Raw genomic sequence first — 15,812 nt, forward strand, 5'->3', positions numbered from 1 at the left:
CGCATCCGACAGCCGCCGCCGACCGGATTCAGCACCAGGCGGTGAGGTCGTATACGGCCCGGCAGCGGCCATCGGAGACCGGTCGCTGGAAACGTTCGAGGTCGTGGGACGACGCCAGCGCCGGGAAGATCATGTCGGCGGTCCCACCGCGTGCGTCGACCTTCCCCGCCTCGTCACGCATGCAGAAGTCGAGCCCCCAGACCTCGCCGGTCCCTGCCCATCTGACGTAGTACCGCGCGTGCCGCTCGTCGACGAGCATGAAGCCGAGGAGGCGCCACTCCGCCTCACCTGCTTCCTCCGCCTCATCCGCTTCCTCTTCCACGTTCCCGGAAAGGGGCGGCGGGCCGTTCGCCGGACCGAGGGAAAGCAGCGGCAGGTGCAAAGCATCCGCCAAGGTGAGGGGCGGGGCACCGGCGGCATCGAGGAAGTGACGCCGGGCGTCGATGACAGGCACCGGGAAGACTTCGTCGGGGAAGGACGGACCGAGAGCGTGGCGCTGGGCAATGCAGGCGCGTAGTGCGGCGATGAAGCGATCGTGGGGGATCTCCTCGCCGTCCTCGTCCAGCAGCGGAATCTCCAGCGCGTACGTGGAGTCAAGATCGTGGCCGTCCCACAAGACGACTCTCGCACCACGGTCCCCTTCTGCCGGCGGGAGCAGCCCCCGCAGCACATACGAACCCGGCGTCAAAGGCGAGGCCACGAATTCTCGCAGCCTCCCCAGCAGGCTCTCCAGGAGCACGTCGTGCGGGGTTGGGCCGGCGGTGGGGTCGTCCTCAACCACGGCGATCGATCCTCCCAGGGGTGCGAGTCAGGCGGTGTTCCTGACGTCAGGGCAACGGTTGACGTCAGGGCAATGGTTGACACCATGTCAGATGTCGCCTTGGCGACCGTCTGAGGCCCCTGTCCGGCGGATGGGCGATAGGTTGGACGCCGTGCCTGAGCTTGGACCTGTCGCCTGGCCACCTGCCCCGATCAGGACGGAGCGGCTGGTGCTCCGTGAGCCCGAGGCCCGCGACCGTGCGGCGGTCATCGAGCTGCTGGCTTCGCCGGAGGTGGGCACCTACCTCGGTGGCCCGCAGCCGCGTGACGTGCTGGAGCGCACGACGCCCGAAGCACCCGAGCGGCGCCCCGGCCTGTTCGTCGTCGATCTCGACGGAGCGATGATCGGCCTGGTCATGCTCACCCGTGGAACGGGACACCTTCCTCACGCTGCCGGGAGAGTCGAGCTCGGTTACCTGTTCCTGCCGCAGGCTTGGGGCCACGGGTATGCCGCCGAGGCGTGCGCAGCGGCACTCGACTGGTTCGCCGGCGCGCTTCCCGGCGGACCGGTGGTGCTCGCCACCCAGACCGCCAACGTCCGCTCGATGCGCCTCGCGGCGAAGCTGGGGTTCATCGAGGGAGAGCGGTACGAGGCCTACGGCGCCGAGCAGTGGTTCGGCGTGTGGTCCTCGGTCACGCCGTCCGGCTGAACTCGTGCGGCGCCGCCCAACGACGGTGGGGTGCGGGTCTCTTCAACGGCCGCCAGGTGCCCTGCCGCTGCACTGGCCGGGCACACCCCAGTGACCGTAAGGCTGCCATGGCGGCGGTCCCCACCAGGGTGAAGACGGCCGCCACCAGGTACGCCATGTGAGAGCCGGTCAGCTAGGAGCTGTCCGGGCGATCACGTTCGCAGCCAGATCACCAGGGCTGCTCCTGTGGCGGTGCCGAGGAAGACGTAGTCGCGCTTGTCGTCACGGGTGGCGACTGCCCGGGACTGTTTCAGGCGGTTGATGGCCCGTTCGACGGTGTTGCGTTTCGTGTAGCGGCCTTCGTCGAAGCCGGGTGGCCGTCCGCCGCGCGATCCCTTTAGCAGGCGGGCGGCCTGGCTGCCGGTCTTCTCGGGGATCGTGTGGCGGATGCCCCGTCGTCGCAGGTACTCGCGGCAGGGTCCGTTGCTGTAAGCCTTGTCGGCCGCCAGGCTGTCGGGCTTCTTGCGCGGCCTGCCGGGACCGGTCCGGGGGATCCGGATTTTGTCCAGGACCGGCATGAACTGGGCGCAGTCCGCCCGCTGTCCGCCGGTGACCGCCAGGGACAACGGGCGGCAGCGGCCGTCCGCGCTCAGGTGGAGCTTGCTGGTGAACCCGCCCCGCGAGCGGCCCAGGCCCTCACCTCCAGCACCACCTCCACCAGGCGGGCGATCAGGCCCTGCCACGGTGTTTCGCCCCGGTGTTCCACCTCTTCGGCCCCCTTTGAGGCGGGTGCCGGCGGTGGCTCGGTCCGAGCGCCGGCAGCGTGCTGATGAGCGCGCACGATGGTGGAATCGACCGCGATGTCCCAGTCGACTTCACCGGCCGCGTCGGCCTCGGCCTGGACCTGCTGGAGCAGACGCTCCCATGTTCCGTCGGCCGACCATAGCCGGTGGCGTTCATAGACGGTCTTCCACGGCCCGAACCGTTCGGGCAGATCACGCCACTGCACCCCGGTCCGCACCCGGTGCAGAATCGCGTCGATCACCTGCTGGTGGTCCCGCCACCTGCCACAACGCCTGTTGCTGACCGGCAGGAACGGCCGCAGCCGTTCCCACTCGGCAGCTGTCAGATCACCCCGCCCATGCCCACATCAACGACCGGGACGCGGAACAGTCACATGATCGGACGGAAAGGTCCTAGTTGTACTGCCCTGTGAGGTGGGGGATGCGGCCGGCGGGCGGCTTCCATGCGGGTTGCCGGGTAGCCGCGGTCCCGGGTAGGTGCACTGCACCCACGCCCTGACCCATGGGGTGGATCTAGCGTGGCGGACATGGAATGCAACAACGAACTCGGTGAGTACCTGCGTGCTCGCCGCGCGATGATTACGCCGCGGGAGGTCGGGCTGCTCGACGGCGGGGACCGGCGGGTGCCGGGGCTGCGGCGGGACGAGGTGGCGCTGCTGGCCGGGGTGAGCACGGACTACTACATCCGCCTGGAGCAGGGTCGTGAGCGGAACCCGTCCGAGCAGGTGCTCCGGGCGATCGCTGCGGCACTGCGACTGGACGGTGCCGCGGCGGGTCACCTGTTCCGGCTCGGCCTGCCCGTCTTCGCCACGGCGGCCGCGGCACCTACCGTCGCCCCGGAGCTGGTGCGGCTGATGGACGGCATGCGCGACGTGCCGGCCTTCGTGGTCGGCGCGGCGCAGGACGTGCTGGCCGCCAATGCGATGGCGGGCGAGCTGTACCGCGGGTTCGCCCGATACGACAACCTGCTGCGAATGATCTTCCTCGACCCGCTGGCGCGGGAGTTCTACGTCGACTGGGACAAGGTGGCGCACACCGCGGTGGGCAACCTGCGGGCGTCCTCCTCGCAGTTCCCCGAGGACGAGCGGATCGAGCGGATCGTCGGCGAGCTCAGCGTGCGCAGCCCCGCCTTCACCGGCCTGTGGGCACGCTACGACGTCCGTCCCCGCACGCAGGAGGACAAGCACTTCCGGCACTCCCGCGTGGGTGAGGTGCGGCTGCACTTCGAGGCGCTGGCCGTCACCAGCGCCCCGGGCCAGCACCTGTCCGTCTACAGCGCGGAACCCGGCAGCGCCAGTGCCGATGCCCTGGTCCTGCTCCGCCGACTGGCCGAGCAGGGCTCGGCTCCCACCGTTCAGGACACCCCCGCAGAGGAAGAAGCCGCCCGGCCATGACCGCCGCCCTGTCCGACACCGCCGGCACCTTCAAGATCGCCGGCAAGGAAGTCACCCGTCTCGGCTTCGGTGCCATGCGCCTGACCGGGCTCGGCGTGTGGGGCGAGCCCGACGACCGCGACGAGTGCGTGCGCGTGGTGCGCCGGGCCGTCGAACTCGGCGTGCAGCTGACCGACACCGCAGACTCCTACGGCCCCCACGTCAGTGAGGAGATCATCCGGGAAGCGATCCACCCCTACCCCGACGACGTACTCATCGCGACCAAGGCCGGGCTGACCCGCAACGGCCCGGACACGATCAGGACCCGCGACGGGCTGGTGCGCCTGGGCCCCCAGGCGTGGCCACCGGTCGGGCGCCCGGAGTACCTGCGCCAGCAGGCCCTGATGAGCCTTCGCCGGCTCGGCCTGGACCACATCGACCTGTTCCAACTGCACCGCGTCGATCCCGAGGTCCCGCTGGAGGACCAGGTCGGTGAGCTGAAAAGGCTCCAGGACGAGGGAAAGATCGTCGCGATCGGCCTGTCCCAGGTCACCGTCGACCAGATCGAGCACGCGCGCACGATCGCGGAGATCGCCACCGTCCAGAACCGCTACAACCTGGCCGACCGCAGCTCCGCCGACGTCCTGGACTACTGCACCCGCCACGGCATCGGCTTCATCCCCTGGGCGCCGGTGGCCGCTGGCGAGCTCACTCGCCCCGGCGGCTTGGTCGACCGGATCGCGACCGCCCACGGCGCCCGGTTCGTCCCAGGTGGCGCTGGCCTGGCTGCTCGCCCGCTCCGAGGTCGTGCTGCCCATCCCGGGCACCTCCAAGGTCGCGCACATGGAGGAGAACCTGGCCGCGGCGACGCTGCGCCTGACCGATGCGGAGCTCGGCGAACTCACCGACGCCGCATGACCCGCACCCCCGCGGGACCGGCCGCTGCCCTCCACGCCGGCCGGCCCTCCCCCACCCATTCACCGAAGAAGGCACCTCAAGCCATGCTGCTTCCCTCCACCGAGGCAGGCCGGGGACGGCCCGTCGTCCTGCTGCACGCCCGGCCCACCGACCGCACCATGTGGGACGCCCACCTCCCGCTGCTCGCCGAGGCGGGCGTGCGGGCCATCGCCCCGGACCTGCCCGGCCACGGCGACGCGATCGTTCCCGACCGCCGCGAGGTGGCCCCCTGGTCGGACGTGCTCGACACGCTCGACCACCTGGGGGCCGACCGCTTCGTGCTCGCCGGGAACTCACTGGGCGCCCTGGTGGCACTCCAGGCCGCCGTCACGGCACCCGAGCGGGTGGAGGGCCTGGTACTGGTGGGGTACCGGCCCCACGACCAGCCCGCCTCCCCACGTCTGAACGCCGCCTGGGAGGCCGAACGGACGGCGCTGGCCGCCGGCGACCTGAACGCCGCGGTGAAGGCTGGCGTCGAGGCGTGGACCTCGGCCGGGGCCACCGAGGAGGTGCGCACCCACGCCGCCCGCATGCTCCACCGCCAGCTGACCGCACAGCTCACCCACGGCGAACCGCCGCAGGCGGCGGATCCCCTCGGCACGGGCCCGGCGGCGCTGCGCACGCTCAGGGGCATGCCCGCTCTGGTCGGCGTCGGCGAGCACGACATGCCCGACTTCCACGAGGGCGGCGAGGGCCTGGTCCGCGACCTCGATGCGGGTCGGACCACCGTCATCCCCGGCGCCGGACATCTCGCGCCGCTGGAACAGCCCGCGGTGTTCTGCACCCTGCTGATGGACTTCGTCCGCCGCCTCCCGCAGCAGTCGTCGCCCGCGCGCAGGTAGGACCCGCCGCTGGCGGTCGGCGTCACCTGCCGGCTCCGACCAGATGCCCACACCGGCGCCGCAACCGCAGCAGCCCCTCGTCGTCTGGCTAAGCATGATCGACCGGACATTTCCTAGCCCCGAGCGGATTGCCGGGGGCGGCAGCCGAGGGGGATGAGGCCCACTCCTCCACCACGTCGCGGAGGGCACGTGGCGGGCGTCCGGTGATGCGTTCCACCGTGTCGGTCACCCGGTCCTCGGCTCCGGCGGCGATCGCCCGGTCCAGTTCGGTCAGCAGGTCGGCGAACGCCTCGGGCAGCGCGGTGGCCAGCCGGGCGCGCAGTGGTGCGGGGGTGAGGGACAGGTGGCGTACGGGGCGGCCGGTCGCCTCTGTGAAGAGGGTGGCGACTTCGTCGTGGCTCAGTGCCTGCGGGCCGGTGAGCACCAGGCCGGTGGCAGGCGGTGCTGAAGCATGGGTGAGGAGGCGCGCCGCGACGGCGGCGATGTCGCCGGCGTCGACGAAGCCGACGCGACCGGTGCCGGTGGCCGTGCGGATCACGCCCTCCGACCGGATGCTCTTCGCGTGCAGGTGGTCGCCGGTGAAGTTCTGCATGAACCAAGAGGGCTGCAGCACCGCCCACTCGTCGAACAGCCCGGGGAGCGCCGCGTGCACCTGCCCCACTCCGGGGCCGCCGGCCGGGATGGCCGACGAACCGAGCAGGACCGCCCGGCGCACTCCGGCCGCCCGCGCCTGCCGGAGGAAGGGCAGCATCACTGCGGCCGGGTCGGGGTCCCCGACGGGCGGCACGAGGTAGGCCCGGTCCAGGCCGTGCAGCGCCGCGCCGTGGCCGGCGGGGTCGTACCAGTCGAAGCGGACGGCCCGGGCGGCACCAGGCGGCAGGGACGCGTGGCGGCTCGCGGCGACGGCGGTGTGACCGTCGGCGGCCAGGCGGGCCACGATGCGGCTGCCGGTGGTGCCGGTGGCGCCGGTGACCAGGACGGTGTGGTGACGGGTCATGCGGCCTTCGCCTCACCCATGGAGGCCGGGATCGCCAGCGGGTTCCAGTAGTCGCGGTAGTGCGTGATGCGCCCGTCAACGACCGTCACCACGGCGACGTAGGCCATCTCGTACGGCTCTCCGGTCGCCACGATCCGGCCGACGGCGCGCATTTCGACGACGAGAGTGCCCGGGGCGTCGGTCCGGTGGATCTCCAGGTGGGGGAAGTCCTGGAGGTCGATGTGCTCGGGGTAGTCGTGCAGGTAGGCGGCGATCGCCGCCTTGCCGTCGAGCCGGGCGGGGTAGCCCGCCGGGGCGAAGGGAAACTCGAAGACCGCCCGGTCGTCGCACAGGTCCACCCAGCCGTCCATGTCCTTGTCCAGCAACAGCTGCAAGCCGTGGCGGAAGAGCTTCGCGGGGTCGGTGTCGCGCATGGGAATGCCTCGCCTCTAGACTGCGGAAGATGCGGACCGGCGGTCCGCTTGGCTGTCATGGACTATACGGACTGCTGGTCCGTTTCGTAAAGAGGAGGCTTCCCATGGCCGAACGCAAGGCCGCCCGCGCTGACGCGCTCCGCAACCGGGAGGCGGTCCTGGCCGCGGCCGACGCGCTCTTCGCGCGCAGCGAGAGCCCGCGTGGCGTGTCGATGGACGACGTCGCTGCGGCAGCCGGCGTCGGCAAGGGCACCCTCTTCCGCCGCTTCGGCGACCGCACCGGCCTGATCCAGGCGGTCTTCGCGTCCCGGATCGAGCCGCTGCGGGCAGCCGTGGAGGCCGGCCCCGCGCCGCTCGGCCCCGCCACCCCGCCGCGCGAGCGGGTGCCGGCCGTGCTCGACGCGCTCCTGCAGTTCAAGCTCGACAACCGTCACCTCTCACTCGCCCTGGAGGAGGCCGGCAGCGGCAGCCCCTACCAGGCTGCGCACTACGCCTGGTGGCACGGCACCCTCCGGGATGCTCTTGGACAGCTTCCCGGCACGGACGACGACGCCGACTTCACCGCCCATGCCCTGCTGGCAGCCACCCGCGCCGACCTGATCGAGCACCTCGCGGGGGCGGAGGACATGAGCCCCCGGAGGATGAGGAATCGACTGGCGACCTTCGTGGACGCCGTCTTGGGGCGGGCGTAGCGGGAGCAGTTCGGCAACAGGCCGTGGGCCGTCTTGTTGTGGCCGACCCGGCCCTGCGTTTGCCGCGACAGAGAGGGTTCTCTGGGGCATCGACTGTGGCGCGAGGCCAGCTGATGAGGCTATGTGCAGCTCAGCGCCGGTTTCGTTGACGCTAGCGGGCGCAACAGGTGTGGTGATATTGCCGATTCAGGTGAGTCTCTGCGGCTGGTGGGGCTGAGCATTCCCGTTGTGGTTTCGGCGTCCGTGGTTGCGGGGTGCGCACATGATGATCGCCTCCCGGCGCGGCAGATGAGGGGACGCCGTCACCAGCCTGCTCGCACCCGTCGACCTTCGGTCGGGGTCGGGCGTGACCCTGGGTTGATGACCACGCCCAAGGGCATGCCAACAGCGCCTTTCTAGCTCTTTATGCGGCCATTTCGGGAAGTACCGGGCGATGGTGGGGTGGTCGCGCGTAGCGTCCGGATGGGCGCGGGTCTTCTGCCTGTGGTCTGCGGTTTCCATGGAGGGAGCGATTGTGGTCAGTGGTGGGGATACGACTCCGGAGCAGCGGTTGGAGAAGTTGCGGGGCCTGTTGATGGGCACGCGCAGTGGTTCGCGGGTGGAGCAGGCGCTGGGGCAGGGCAGCAAGGGCAATGTGCTGTTCGGGGCGGCGTTGCATGCCGCGGACCGGCTACGGGCGGGGAAGCCGGCGACCGATCTGGAGCAGAAGGTGCTGGGGGTGCTGCGGGCGGCACTGTCGGATGCTGAGATCAAGCAGTGGGGTGAGGTCTACCGGGAGGCGGTGACCAAGCTCGGCACGCTGGCGGTGGTGCCCGAGGTGATCACCAGCCGTTCGGTGAACACCGGCTACAGCTTCGCCGATTTGAAGGCGGGGTTCGCTCCGGTGGCGGCCGAGCACATGGCGCGGGCGAACGCGCAGGTCGTCGACCGGGAGGCGCTGGCGGCCGGCGGCGGCTTCGACAGCCCGGCGTTCCGCGCGGGCACGCGTGCTGCGGGCTTCGGGGTGACGGTCTTCAACTCTCCCGAAGCACCCACCGCCCTGACGGCGGACGGCACCGAGGACACGGCCGACACCGAGGCCGCGGCCGGGGAACTTGCGGCGCCGCCGACGTTCAGGGCCAAGCTGGAGCTGGAGAGTTTCTACGTCCATCGGGCGGTCGGTGACCAGGGGGGCGGGAAGGACGAGATCTACTGGTGTGCCTCCTCCACCAGCGACAAGACGACCGGCCCCGGCTACAAGTCGCAGGAGTTCGGGGCCGTCAAGAAGGGGCAGACCCGTACCTTCACCGGGAACCGGACCGTCTTCGACGGCCAGGTGAGCAACGGCATGATCCTCAGCATGTACTGCTGGGAGGCCGACCAGTCCACCAGCGCCTGGTACGACAAACTCCAGACCGCCCTCAACCTCCTGTCCAAGAACCTCTTCGACACCTGGCAATGGAACCTGTACACCGGGGCCCTCGGTCCCGGTCTCAAGCTCGGCATCGCGATGGATGTCGCCATCTTCTTCATCTCGGTCGTCGAGCACCTGCGCAACGACGACGATCTCTCCTGCGAGCAGGTGTTCGTCCTCGACCGGTTCGACCTGGCCCTGCTCTCCCACCGCGGCGCCATCGACTGGCACTTCGACGGCGACGGCTACCACATCCTGAAGGTGAAGTACTCCGGCGACAAGGTGCCCTTCCCCTCCGGGAAGCTGGAGTACGTCGTCTATACCGGCGACACCCCCAGCACGCCCATCACCCTGGACTTCGACAGCATGTCCCCGCCGGCCCTGTGCTCGTACAACGGCAAGCTCCACGCCCTGTACGTACGCCCCTCCGACCAGGCGGTCATGTGGACCTTCCAGAGCACCGGCGGAAACTGGAGCACGCCCCAGCGCATCCACGGCTGGAAGTCCTTCTACGCCCCGGCCCTGGCCGTCTACAGGGGCAAGCTGTACACCACCATCGTCTCCAGCAACGCGGCCGCCAGCCTAGTCTGGGCCTCCTTCAACGGCACCTCCTGGACCACGACGTCATCGGCCAACGCCGGGGACGGCGCCAAGGCCCCCGCCCTGGCATCGTGGCGCGACCAGCTGTGGATGTCGCACGTCGGACCGGACGGACGGATGTGGGAAAACTTCTCCGTCGGAGCCGACTGGAACAAATCCGGCGTTTATCACCCCTGGAGGACTGGCAGTCCCACCACCTTCGCCACACATGGGACCACTCTGTGGCACGCCTGCCGCGGGAGCGGCGACAAACAAGACCGTGTGGACTTGACCTACTGCGAACACAGCGGAGGCTACAAAGACGCTCCGACCCCCACCGGCTGGCGCGTATCGGCCGGACCGACCCTCGTCGCCCACAACAACAGACTGTGGCTCTTCCTCCGCAGCATGAACAAGGTCCTGCTCGCCTCCACCCATACAGGCAACACGTGGAGCAACCCCCAGGCAGTCAATGCCGAGGCCAAACCGCAGAGTGAGACGGCCGCCGCCGTCCACAACGGCAAGCTCTACGTCATGTACCACCGCTGACCCGCACCCCCACACCCGGCGTCGGGGGACGGACAACCGGCCGCACCCCGACGTCGGCCCCAGGCCCAGCCCGCGATCTGCCACCCGCCCCATCACGCCAGGCAGGAGAGCACCATGACCGTCGAGGAAACACCGCCCGCACAGGCCCCGCCCGACGACGCCGTCACGCAGGCCCCGCCTGTGATCACCGTGCGGGAAGTACCGGCCGCCGCCGACGCACGCGAGGCCCTGCTCAAGGCCATCGCCGCCGAAGCTCAAGCCGTCACCGACCAGCAAGCAGGGCAGGCCGCCCCGGCCCTGGAGACACTCGCCCGCGCCTACGCCCTGCTGACCGCCTCCGCCACCGCCGCCGCACCCGTCGGCGAGACCACCACGATCCCCCTGATGAACCGGGCCGGCGGTCACCAGGTCGGGCTCTGCCTCGAACTCGAACCGTAGGCAGCGAATGGGCAGTCGCGGTGACATCCGCATTGGGGCCAGCTCTCCGTGATCGCCAGCCGCTCACCGCGGTGGCCTTCTGCCGGACCGCCGCGGCCTTCGCCCACTCGACCCTGGCGATGGCCACAGTGTGGTGCCGTCTCCGATTCAGTGGGCGCGTCGCGCGAGGCATCACGGCGCCCGTCACGAACGCGCGCTTCGAGCGCGGCGCACCGAGGCTTCCAAAGCCGCCATCAGGTCTTCGGGAGGAGCCGGCTCTCGCGGCGGGGCCGTCTGGCCGCCGGCGGCGAGCGTGTCCACGAGCATGTTGAGGGCGGCGGCATAGTCGTCGTGCAGTTCGGCGACCTCCACCCCGGACATTTCCGAGATCAGCACCTCCGCGAGTTCCACCTCCCGTCCCGTGGTCGGGACAGAGCTACTGATTTGGGGGTATGGCGATGGTTCTTGGGGGGTGTAGCTCTGCGGTGGATCGTGGTGATCATTCCGTCGAGTTGAGGTACGGCCCGGTGTGCCAGACGCTTGAGGAGAACGCCGAGGCGGAGGTGAAGGCGGCGACCCTCGACTACGAAAACGTCGCTCCGGACGCGAGGGGTGCCAGAAGATCGCGCCGGTAGGGGGCTGGCACACCGTTGTCGCCCTGGGACACACCCTCCTCCGTCAGGACAAGACCGTCCATCTGATGCTCACGATCGAGTCGGCGGAACTCCGCATCGCGGTAGGGCCGCAGAGCGACGCCCGCCTCGATCAGCTCTTCGACGACACGTGCGCAACGGTGGTCCGTACGGCGCTGGAGCAGGAGCAGGCCCAGCCGGGAGACCGCCAGGTCGTCTACAACCCCATTGCCCGTCTCTCCCGGACCCGTCCCGCCGTGAACCGCAGGCGTACACGTCAATTCCTGCCGTAGAGGTCTCCGTTCGCCTGTCGGTAGAAGATCTGACGTCTACCGTGGGTGATGTGTCCTCCGCATCTGCGCCCCCGGCTGGTGGGCCCCCGCCACCAGGCCGACGGCAGCGGCTGCGAGCACGCTGGGCCGACCGGCACGCTCTGCCTCGGTTCGCCTTCTGGTTGCTCAGCCGGGGCACGGTTGTGCTGGCGGTGTGCGCGGGGCTGTATGTGCTCAACGGGTTCCTGATCGGCTGGGCGAACGCCTACGACGTGATGACCGGGATCACCTCGCCAGCGGCTGTCCGCTCCCCGTGGTGCGCTTGGCCGTTGTCCCTCGCGGGCTGGGCCGCGATCCCCGCCGTCATCGGCGCTGCGGCCGGCTACGTCATCACCGAGCAGATCCAGGCCCACCACGCGCGCGAGCTGAGCGACGTCCTGGATGAACTGCGCCGCCTAGCCGAACCCCCCGGCCCGCCCCCCTCCTCCGGGAGTGGCTCGTGATCACCCTGCACGAGGTGCACGAGCAGGGCAGCGAAGCCGTCAGGGCCGCAGTCCTGGCTTTCGGCGCCCGCCACCCCCTTGACGGCCCAGGCGCCGAACCGGACTGGAGTTGGGCAGAGAAGCACTTCACCTACCTGATCGAGGCCATCATGGGAACGGCAGCACCCCCGCAGAACAGCGCCGCAGCCATCGTGCGCCGGACCAAAAACGAAGCCATCGGCTTCCTGTTGGCGGTCAACACCCGGCCGAACTACCGCTGCCCCATCTGCGTCAAGCGGCAACGGCACTCGCTGTGAGCCACCGGCCTACCCTGGAGACGTGGTGACGGACGCAGAACGCGCCGAGCACGCAGCCCGCCTGCGCGGACTGCTCTCGCTCGCCTGCCCGGACGCCTCCGACACTGCCATCGCCGCCACCGCAGAAGCCATCACACAGCAGGCCGGGGAAACCCCTCACGAACCAGTCCCTCAAGCCTCTCAACTCAACCAGCCCGAACTTCCATCAGCCTCTAAGGGACACTCCCGGCGCGCCGGTTCCGAAGCGACTTGGTCTGGCGGCCGGACGGTCCCGACGGATGTGACGCGAGTACGCGACGTGGTCCGTGATGTGGTGGCCGAGGTGGCCCCAGAGGAACTGCCGCTGGTAGCGGGGTTGGCCGAATTCGACGACGCTACGGCCGTACAGCGGCTGGGCGGTCGGGGCGGGCGGCGCGAGCTCCTGGGATTCGGTCTCGACGACGCCGCGCTGGTGACTCCCGTCGTGTGGCTGACGGTGCACCAGGCGGTGCAGCGGATCGTGGGTGCTGCGGTGGGCAGCGCGGCCAGCGCAGCGAGATCCGCGCTGCGCAAGCTCTTCCACAGGCGGACTGAAGCCGTGACAGTTCCGCCGCTGACCCGTGAACAGCTGGCCGAAGTGCGGGAGTCGGTGCTGGAGATGGCCAGTCAGCAAGGCCTGGGAAAGGAGCGCGCGTCGACGATTGCCGACGCGCTGATGGCCAGGCTGGCGCTGCCCGGGGCGGAGGATTCCGGTCTGGACAGCACAACCGGTCCGGCCGGACCGGCCGACGGCGAGGCGTAATGGTCGGCTTACCCATCGATGCCGCTCCTGAAGCTGGGGAACGGTCCACCTCGGACCGCTCGACGAACGGGTCCCCGCGGTCAGCATGACGCCCCGTTTCCGGTCTCGGGGCTTAGCCCCAAGGCCGTACATGTCCGGCCTTGCCGGACGCGGGCGCGTTCCTCCGTGCCGCGCCGGGCTGGTTCGCCCTGGACCGGACCGCCGGCCAGGTGGCCGCTCTGTACGCGGCTTGCGAGAAGGACACTCTGCGGGCCCAGCTGACCGGCTGGCTGGAGCGTACGGGCACCCCGGTCCTCGTCGTCCGTGGCCTCGGCAGCCAGAGCTACGTGCAGGTCGTACGCGAACGTACGGCCCGCGACCCGCGCCCGGCCGTGCTGCTCTACGTCGGCGACTTCGACGCCTCGGGCGCCGACATCGAGCGGGACTGGTTGGCCCGTACGTCCTGCTGGAGCCATGTGGAGCGCGTCGTGCTCACGCACGACCAGGTCCGCGAACACGCTCTGCCCGCGGCCGCGGGGAAGGCCGGTGATCCGCGTTGGGCGGGGTTCGCACGCCGGTACGGGCTCGACCCGAGCCGGCCGGTGCAGTGGGAGGCTGAGGCCCTCGAACCGACCGAGCTGCAGCGCCTGGTCCTCGCCGCCGTCACCCCATACGTCGACGAGGGTGTGCTCGGCGACCGAATCGCGGAGGAAGAGCGGCAGCGTGAACAGCTCCGGGCCTTCGCCGAGGGGTGGCCGTCTCCGCCGGGCGCCGGGTGACTTCCGAAGGCGTCGACAGGTCTACCGTCTCGGTGTCATCCGCGTTGGTTCAGTGCCCGGGTCAGCTCGCGGTTGGCGGCGCGCGCGGCTTCCAGTTCGGCTTCCCGTTCTTCTAGGCGTGGTGCCAGCTCGACATTGCGCTGTTCCAGCTGGGCGATCCTGCGGCGGTGTTCGTCGATGTCCGCCGGGGCGCCGAGTCCCGACTCGCGCCACGCCTGTTCTCCAAGGTCCTGGGACAGGCGCTTTTCCAGTTGCTGGACGCGGGCGGCGAGGCGGGCGGCGCGGGCGCCCGCGTTGGCCAGATCGGCTTGGAGGGACGCCTGGGTAGCAGCCGACCCGCGGGCAGGTGTGGGGCCGGTTGGTTGGCGGGCGGCGGCGTGCAGTTCTTCCAGGAGGTCGCGGTGGCGGTAGAGGAAGGTGCGGTCGACGCGCGCGGTACGGGCGATGGCTGAGGCGGTCAGTGAGGTGCCGTCGCGGGTGGCGCTGGCCAGGGCGGTGCGCACGCGCTGGCGGCGCCGTTCGGTGTCCTGGTGGCGGCCGTCGTTCATGGGCGTGGTCACAGCGGGTTCCTCGTCGGTCGGACGTCGGGCGGGGCTGTCCGACGCGGGGCATGCCGAGCGGGACGGTGCGGCTGCGGCGCACGAGGCCGACGGCCTGCTCGATCTGGGCGCGGTCTTCGGGGGTGAGGTCGTCGAGGTCGGTCTTGACCCGGTCGATGAGGCGGCGGATGCGCTGGATCTCCTCTTCGGCCGGCATGGCCTGGGCTCGCGCCCAGTCGTCGGCCTCGAACGCGGACATCAGGCGTTCGCGGCTGCGGAGCAGGTCGGCGAGGTGGGCCTGGAGGTCGGGGAGGTAGGAGACGTCGGTGGAGAAGTGCTCGCAGCCCAGGCAGCGGAACCGCAGGGGGCAGGCGTGGCCACCGGCGGCGACGTTGGAGGGTTCGCGGCAGACGCCGTAGGGCGTGGCGACCTCGCCGATCGAGCGGCGGACGTGCTCGGAGTCGAGCAGGCTCTTCGCGGCGCGCCAGACCCGGTTGCCGTGGCGGTCGAACTGCAGGGCGGTGACGCGGTCGACGGCTTCGCGGCGTCGTTCGGTGTTGACTAATGGTGGAGTCGGGTATTGGAACCGTCGGAATGCCTCAGCCACTGCGGCCCCAATTAGCACCGGCCCGGCCGTCGAATCGCCTCACTTGGTGCCGAACATGAGGACGTCTCCGGGTTGGCAGTGGAGCTCGCGGCAGATCGCGCTGAGGGTGCTGAAACGGATCGCCTTGGCGCGGTCGTTCTTGAGAATGGATAGGTTCGCAACCGTCACTCCGACACGTTCGGCGAGTTCGGCGAGGGTCATGCCGTGGTCGGCCAGTAGCCGGTCGAGGTGGCAGTGGATCTCGTGCGGGTCCTCCGGTGGCATCAGACCAGGCCCTCCGTGTCCTCTCGCAGTCGAGCACCCCGGCGGAACGCCGCTGCCGCAGCTGCGGTCAGCAAGGCCCCGAACTCCGCCGCTGTGTTCATGGCGTAGGGAGTGTGGACAGCCTGCTCCACCGGCGTGCCGTCGATCAGGAGGTTCGTCGTCAGGATGTCCAGGGCCGGAGGGAGTATGCCGATCAGGAGGAGGGCTCCGGCGATGACGAGCAGGCGGCGGGTGTTCCGCGGGAGGAAGAAGTCCCCCGCGTGGAATGTGCGGGCTATGAGGAGGACAACGTAGAAGATCACGATCAGCAGGACCGCGCCGGTCAGGTTGGGCAGGGTCAACAGCAGTCGATCGACGAGCCCCGGGTCGTGGAAGACCAGGTTGGCCTGGCCGGTCCCGCGCAGCGTCACCGGCCCGGTGGCAGTGGCGCTGGGCACAGACGCGGCAGCGTCGATACTGACCTTGCGGGTGTCGATCATGGACGGGAAGGGCCCGACCACCCCGAGGATCGGGAACACGACCTTGATCAGGCCCACCAGCAGCAGCCCCAACCCCACGGCCATCTCCAGCACATGATTGTTGGCCCGCACCCACCAAGGCGACGTTTCAGACATGAGGATTCCCCTTGCTCGAACGGCTCCATATCGTTATTCGATGCTATCGATAAACGATATGGAGCTGTCAAGGTGGGCGCGAT

General features: G+C 70.0%; 19 protein-coding genes and 2 pseudogenes. 13 read left to right on the forward strand and 8 right to left on the reverse strand.

All coding sequences use genetic code 11. From position 1 onward, the window contains the following. Positions 1 to 28: 28 nt before the first annotated feature. Positions 29 to 781 carry a hypothetical protein gene (locus tag ABR737_RS40865; RefSeq protein WP_350256204.1) on the reverse strand — a complete coding sequence of 251 codons (753 nt, stop codon included), beginning with the start codon at positions 779 to 781 and terminating at the stop codon, positions 29 to 31. Between the two features lie 151 nt (positions 782 to 932). Here ABR737_RS40865 and ABR737_RS40870 point away from each other — a divergent pair, with 151 nt between their 5' ends. Beyond that, entirely contained in the window at positions 933 to 1,469 is a 537-nt protein-coding gene (locus tag ABR737_RS40870) for a GNAT family N-acetyltransferase (protein ID WP_350256205.1), read from the forward strand. 191 nt (positions 1,470 to 1,660) lie between these two features. On the opposite strand, the gene ABR737_RS40875 is transcribed toward ABR737_RS40870, so the two are convergent. Beyond that, positions 1,661 to 2,577 (reverse strand): IS5 family transposase gene (locus ABR737_RS40875; protein ID WP_502964538.1). Its coding sequence is split into 2 segments (ribosomal slippage): positions 1,661 to 2,220 and positions 2,220 to 2,577, totalling 918 coding nucleotides; the frame shifts between segments, so codons are not numbered across the junction. Positions 2,578 to 2,778: 201 nt separating this feature from the next. Between ABR737_RS40875 and ABR737_RS40880 the strand changes: the two genes are divergently transcribed. The 3 genes and pseudogenes from ABR737_RS40880 to ABR737_RS40890 form a co-directional block, all read left to right on the forward strand. Continuing rightward, the gene (locus tag ABR737_RS40880; protein ID WP_350256206.1) at positions 2,779 to 3,645 is read left to right on the forward strand and encodes a helix-turn-helix domain-containing protein; all 867 of its coding nucleotides are present in this window, start codon (positions 2,779 to 2,781) and stop codon (positions 3,643 to 3,645) included. After that, positions 3,642 to 4,542: pseudogene (locus ABR737_RS40885) on the forward strand (aldo/keto reductase). The gene ABR737_RS40880 and the pseudogene ABR737_RS40885 overlap by 4 nt, the downstream one beginning before the upstream one ends. Before the next feature lie 131 nt (positions 4,543 to 4,673). Then, positions 4,674 to 5,423 (forward strand): annotated as a pseudogene (locus tag ABR737_RS40890) (alpha/beta fold hydrolase); the annotation flags it as partial. Between the two features lie 88 nt (positions 5,424 to 5,511). Here the strand turns inward: ABR737_RS40890 and ABR737_RS40895 are convergent. Continuing rightward, the gene (locus tag ABR737_RS40895) at positions 5,512 to 6,420 is read right to left on the reverse strand and encodes an NAD-dependent epimerase/dehydratase family protein (RefSeq protein WP_350256207.1); all 909 of its coding nucleotides are present in this window, start codon (positions 6,418 to 6,420) and stop codon (positions 5,512 to 5,514) included. Then, positions 6,417 to 6,833, reverse strand: coding sequence for a nuclear transport factor 2 family protein (locus ABR737_RS40900; protein ID WP_350256208.1), 417 nt, complete (start codon positions 6,831 to 6,833; stop codon positions 6,417 to 6,419). The genes ABR737_RS40895 and ABR737_RS40900 overlap by 4 nt, the downstream gene beginning before the upstream one ends. A gap of 104 nt (positions 6,834 to 6,937) precedes the next feature. Here ABR737_RS40900 and ABR737_RS40905 point away from each other — a divergent pair, with 104 nt between their 5' ends. The 3 genes from ABR737_RS40905 (at position 6,938) to ABR737_RS40915 (ending at position 10,484) form a co-directional block, all read left to right on the forward strand. After that, a complete protein-coding gene (locus tag ABR737_RS40905) occupies positions 6,938 to 7,525 on the forward strand; it encodes a TetR/AcrR family transcriptional regulator (protein ID WP_350256209.1) in 588 nt (195 codons plus the stop codon). 550 nt (positions 7,526 to 8,075) lie between these two features. Then, on the forward strand, positions 8,076 to 10,046 hold the full coding sequence (locus ABR737_RS40910; RefSeq protein WP_350256210.1) for a hypothetical protein: 1,971 nt from the start codon (positions 8,076 to 8,078) through the stop codon (positions 10,044 to 10,046). Positions 10,047 to 10,160: 114 nt separating this feature from the next. Then, positions 10,161 to 10,484 (forward strand): hypothetical protein, encoded by a 324-nt coding sequence (locus tag ABR737_RS40915; RefSeq protein ID WP_350256211.1) that lies wholly within the window; start codon positions 10,161 to 10,163, stop codon positions 10,482 to 10,484. A gap of 183 nt (positions 10,485 to 10,667) precedes the next feature. On the opposite strand, the gene ABR737_RS40920 is transcribed toward ABR737_RS40915, so the two are convergent. Next, the gene (locus ABR737_RS40920) at positions 10,668 to 10,874 is read right to left on the reverse strand and encodes a Ku family protein (RefSeq protein ID WP_350256212.1); all 207 of its coding nucleotides are present in this window, start codon (positions 10,872 to 10,874) and stop codon (positions 10,668 to 10,670) included. Positions 10,875 to 11,163: 289 nt separating this feature from the next. Here ABR737_RS40920 and ABR737_RS40925 point away from each other — a divergent pair, with 289 nt between their 5' ends. The 5 genes from ABR737_RS40925 to ABR737_RS40945 all read left to right on the forward strand — a co-directional run bounded on the left by ABR737_RS40925 (position 11,164) and on the right by ABR737_RS40945 (position 13,705). Further along, complete coding sequence (locus tag ABR737_RS40925; protein WP_350256213.1) at positions 11,164 to 11,388, forward strand: hypothetical protein; 225 nt, start codon at positions 11,164 to 11,166, stop codon at positions 11,386 to 11,388. Between the two features lie 50 nt (positions 11,389 to 11,438). After that, positions 11,439 to 11,870, forward strand: a complete 432-nt coding sequence (locus ABR737_RS40930) for a DUF6313 family protein (RefSeq protein ID WP_350256214.1) — start codon at positions 11,439 to 11,441, stop codon at positions 11,868 to 11,870. Continuing rightward, positions 11,867 to 12,166: a hypothetical protein gene (locus ABR737_RS40935; RefSeq protein WP_350256215.1), complete on the forward strand. Its 300-nt coding sequence runs from the start codon at positions 11,867 to 11,869 to the stop codon at positions 12,164 to 12,166. Before ABR737_RS40930 ends, ABR737_RS40935 begins: the two co-directional genes overlap by 4 nt. Positions 12,167 to 12,446: 280 nt before the next feature. Beyond that, positions 12,447 to 12,947, forward strand: a complete 501-nt coding sequence (locus ABR737_RS40940) for a hypothetical protein (protein ID WP_350256216.1) — start codon at positions 12,447 to 12,449, stop codon at positions 12,945 to 12,947. A gap of 140 nt (positions 12,948 to 13,087) precedes the next feature. Beyond that, positions 13,088 to 13,705 carry a hypothetical protein gene (locus ABR737_RS40945; protein WP_350256217.1) on the forward strand — a complete coding sequence of 206 codons (618 nt, stop codon included), beginning with the start codon at positions 13,088 to 13,090 and terminating at the stop codon, positions 13,703 to 13,705. Positions 13,706 to 13,740: 35 nt separating this feature from the next. On the opposite strand, the gene ABR737_RS40950 is transcribed toward ABR737_RS40945, so the two are convergent. Beyond that, complete coding sequence (locus ABR737_RS40950; protein WP_350256218.1) at positions 13,741 to 14,265, reverse strand: hypothetical protein; 525 nt, start codon at positions 14,263 to 14,265, stop codon at positions 13,741 to 13,743. Here ABR737_RS40950 and ABR737_RS40955 point away from each other — a divergent pair. Further along, positions 14,252 to 14,809 (forward strand): hypothetical protein, encoded by a 558-nt coding sequence (locus tag ABR737_RS40955; RefSeq protein ID WP_350256219.1) that lies wholly within the window; start codon positions 14,252 to 14,254, stop codon positions 14,807 to 14,809. The two genes, ABR737_RS40950 and ABR737_RS40955, sit on opposite strands and share 14 nt — an antisense overlap. A gap of 81 nt (positions 14,810 to 14,890) precedes the next feature. Here ABR737_RS40955 and ABR737_RS40960 read toward each other — a convergent pair whose 3' ends face one another. Both ABR737_RS40960 and ABR737_RS40965 read right to left on the reverse strand, forming a co-directional pair. After that, positions 14,891 to 15,115, reverse strand: a complete 225-nt coding sequence (locus ABR737_RS40960; RefSeq protein WP_350256220.1) for a helix-turn-helix domain-containing protein — start codon at positions 15,113 to 15,115, stop codon at positions 14,891 to 14,893. After that, entirely contained in the window at positions 15,115 to 15,729 is a 615-nt protein-coding gene (locus ABR737_RS40965; protein WP_350256221.1) for a DUF2975 domain-containing protein, read from the reverse strand. The genes ABR737_RS40960 and ABR737_RS40965 overlap by 1 nt, the downstream gene beginning before the upstream one ends. Positions 15,730 to 15,812: the final 83 nt, after the last annotated feature.

It is taken from the genome of Streptomyces sp. Edi2 (genome assembly GCF_040253635.1).
In the GTDB taxonomy this organism is placed as follows: domain Bacteria; phylum Actinomycetota; class Actinomycetes; order Streptomycetales; family Streptomycetaceae; genus Streptomyces.

Excerpts from the sequence above, each read along its gene's own strand:
- ABR737_RS40880 (WP_350256206.1), top strand. The coding sequence starts at position 2,779 with ATGGAATGCAACAACGAACTCGGTGAGTACCTGCGTGCTCGCCGCGCG.
- ABR737_RS40895 (WP_350256207.1), bottom strand. The coding sequence starts at position 6,420 with ATGACCCGTCACCACACCGTCCTGGTCACCGGCGCCACCGGCACCACC.
- ABR737_RS40900 (WP_350256208.1), bottom strand. The coding sequence starts at position 6,833 with ATGCGCGACACCGACCCCGCGAAGCTCTTCCGCCACGGCTTGCAGCTG.
- ABR737_RS40905 (WP_350256209.1), top strand. The coding sequence starts at position 6,938 with ATGGCCGAACGCAAGGCCGCCCGCGCTGACGCGCTCCGCAACCGGGAG.
- ABR737_RS40915 (WP_350256211.1), top strand. The coding sequence starts at position 10,161 with ATGACCGTCGAGGAAACACCGCCCGCACAGGCCCCGCCCGACGACGCC.
- ABR737_RS40925 (WP_350256213.1), top strand. The coding sequence starts at position 11,164 with ATGCTCACGATCGAGTCGGCGGAACTCCGCATCGCGGTAGGGCCGCAG.
- ABR737_RS40955 (WP_350256219.1), top strand. The coding sequence starts at position 14,252 with ATGGGCGTGGTCACAGCGGGTTCCTCGTCGGTCGGACGTCGGGCGGGG.
- ABR737_RS40960 (WP_350256220.1), bottom strand. The coding sequence starts at position 15,115 with ATGCCACCGGAGGACCCGCACGAGATCCACTGCCACCTCGACCGGCTA.
- ABR737_RS40965 (WP_350256221.1), bottom strand. The coding sequence starts at position 15,729 with ATGTCTGAAACGTCGCCTTGGTGGGTGCGGGCCAACAATCATGTGCTG.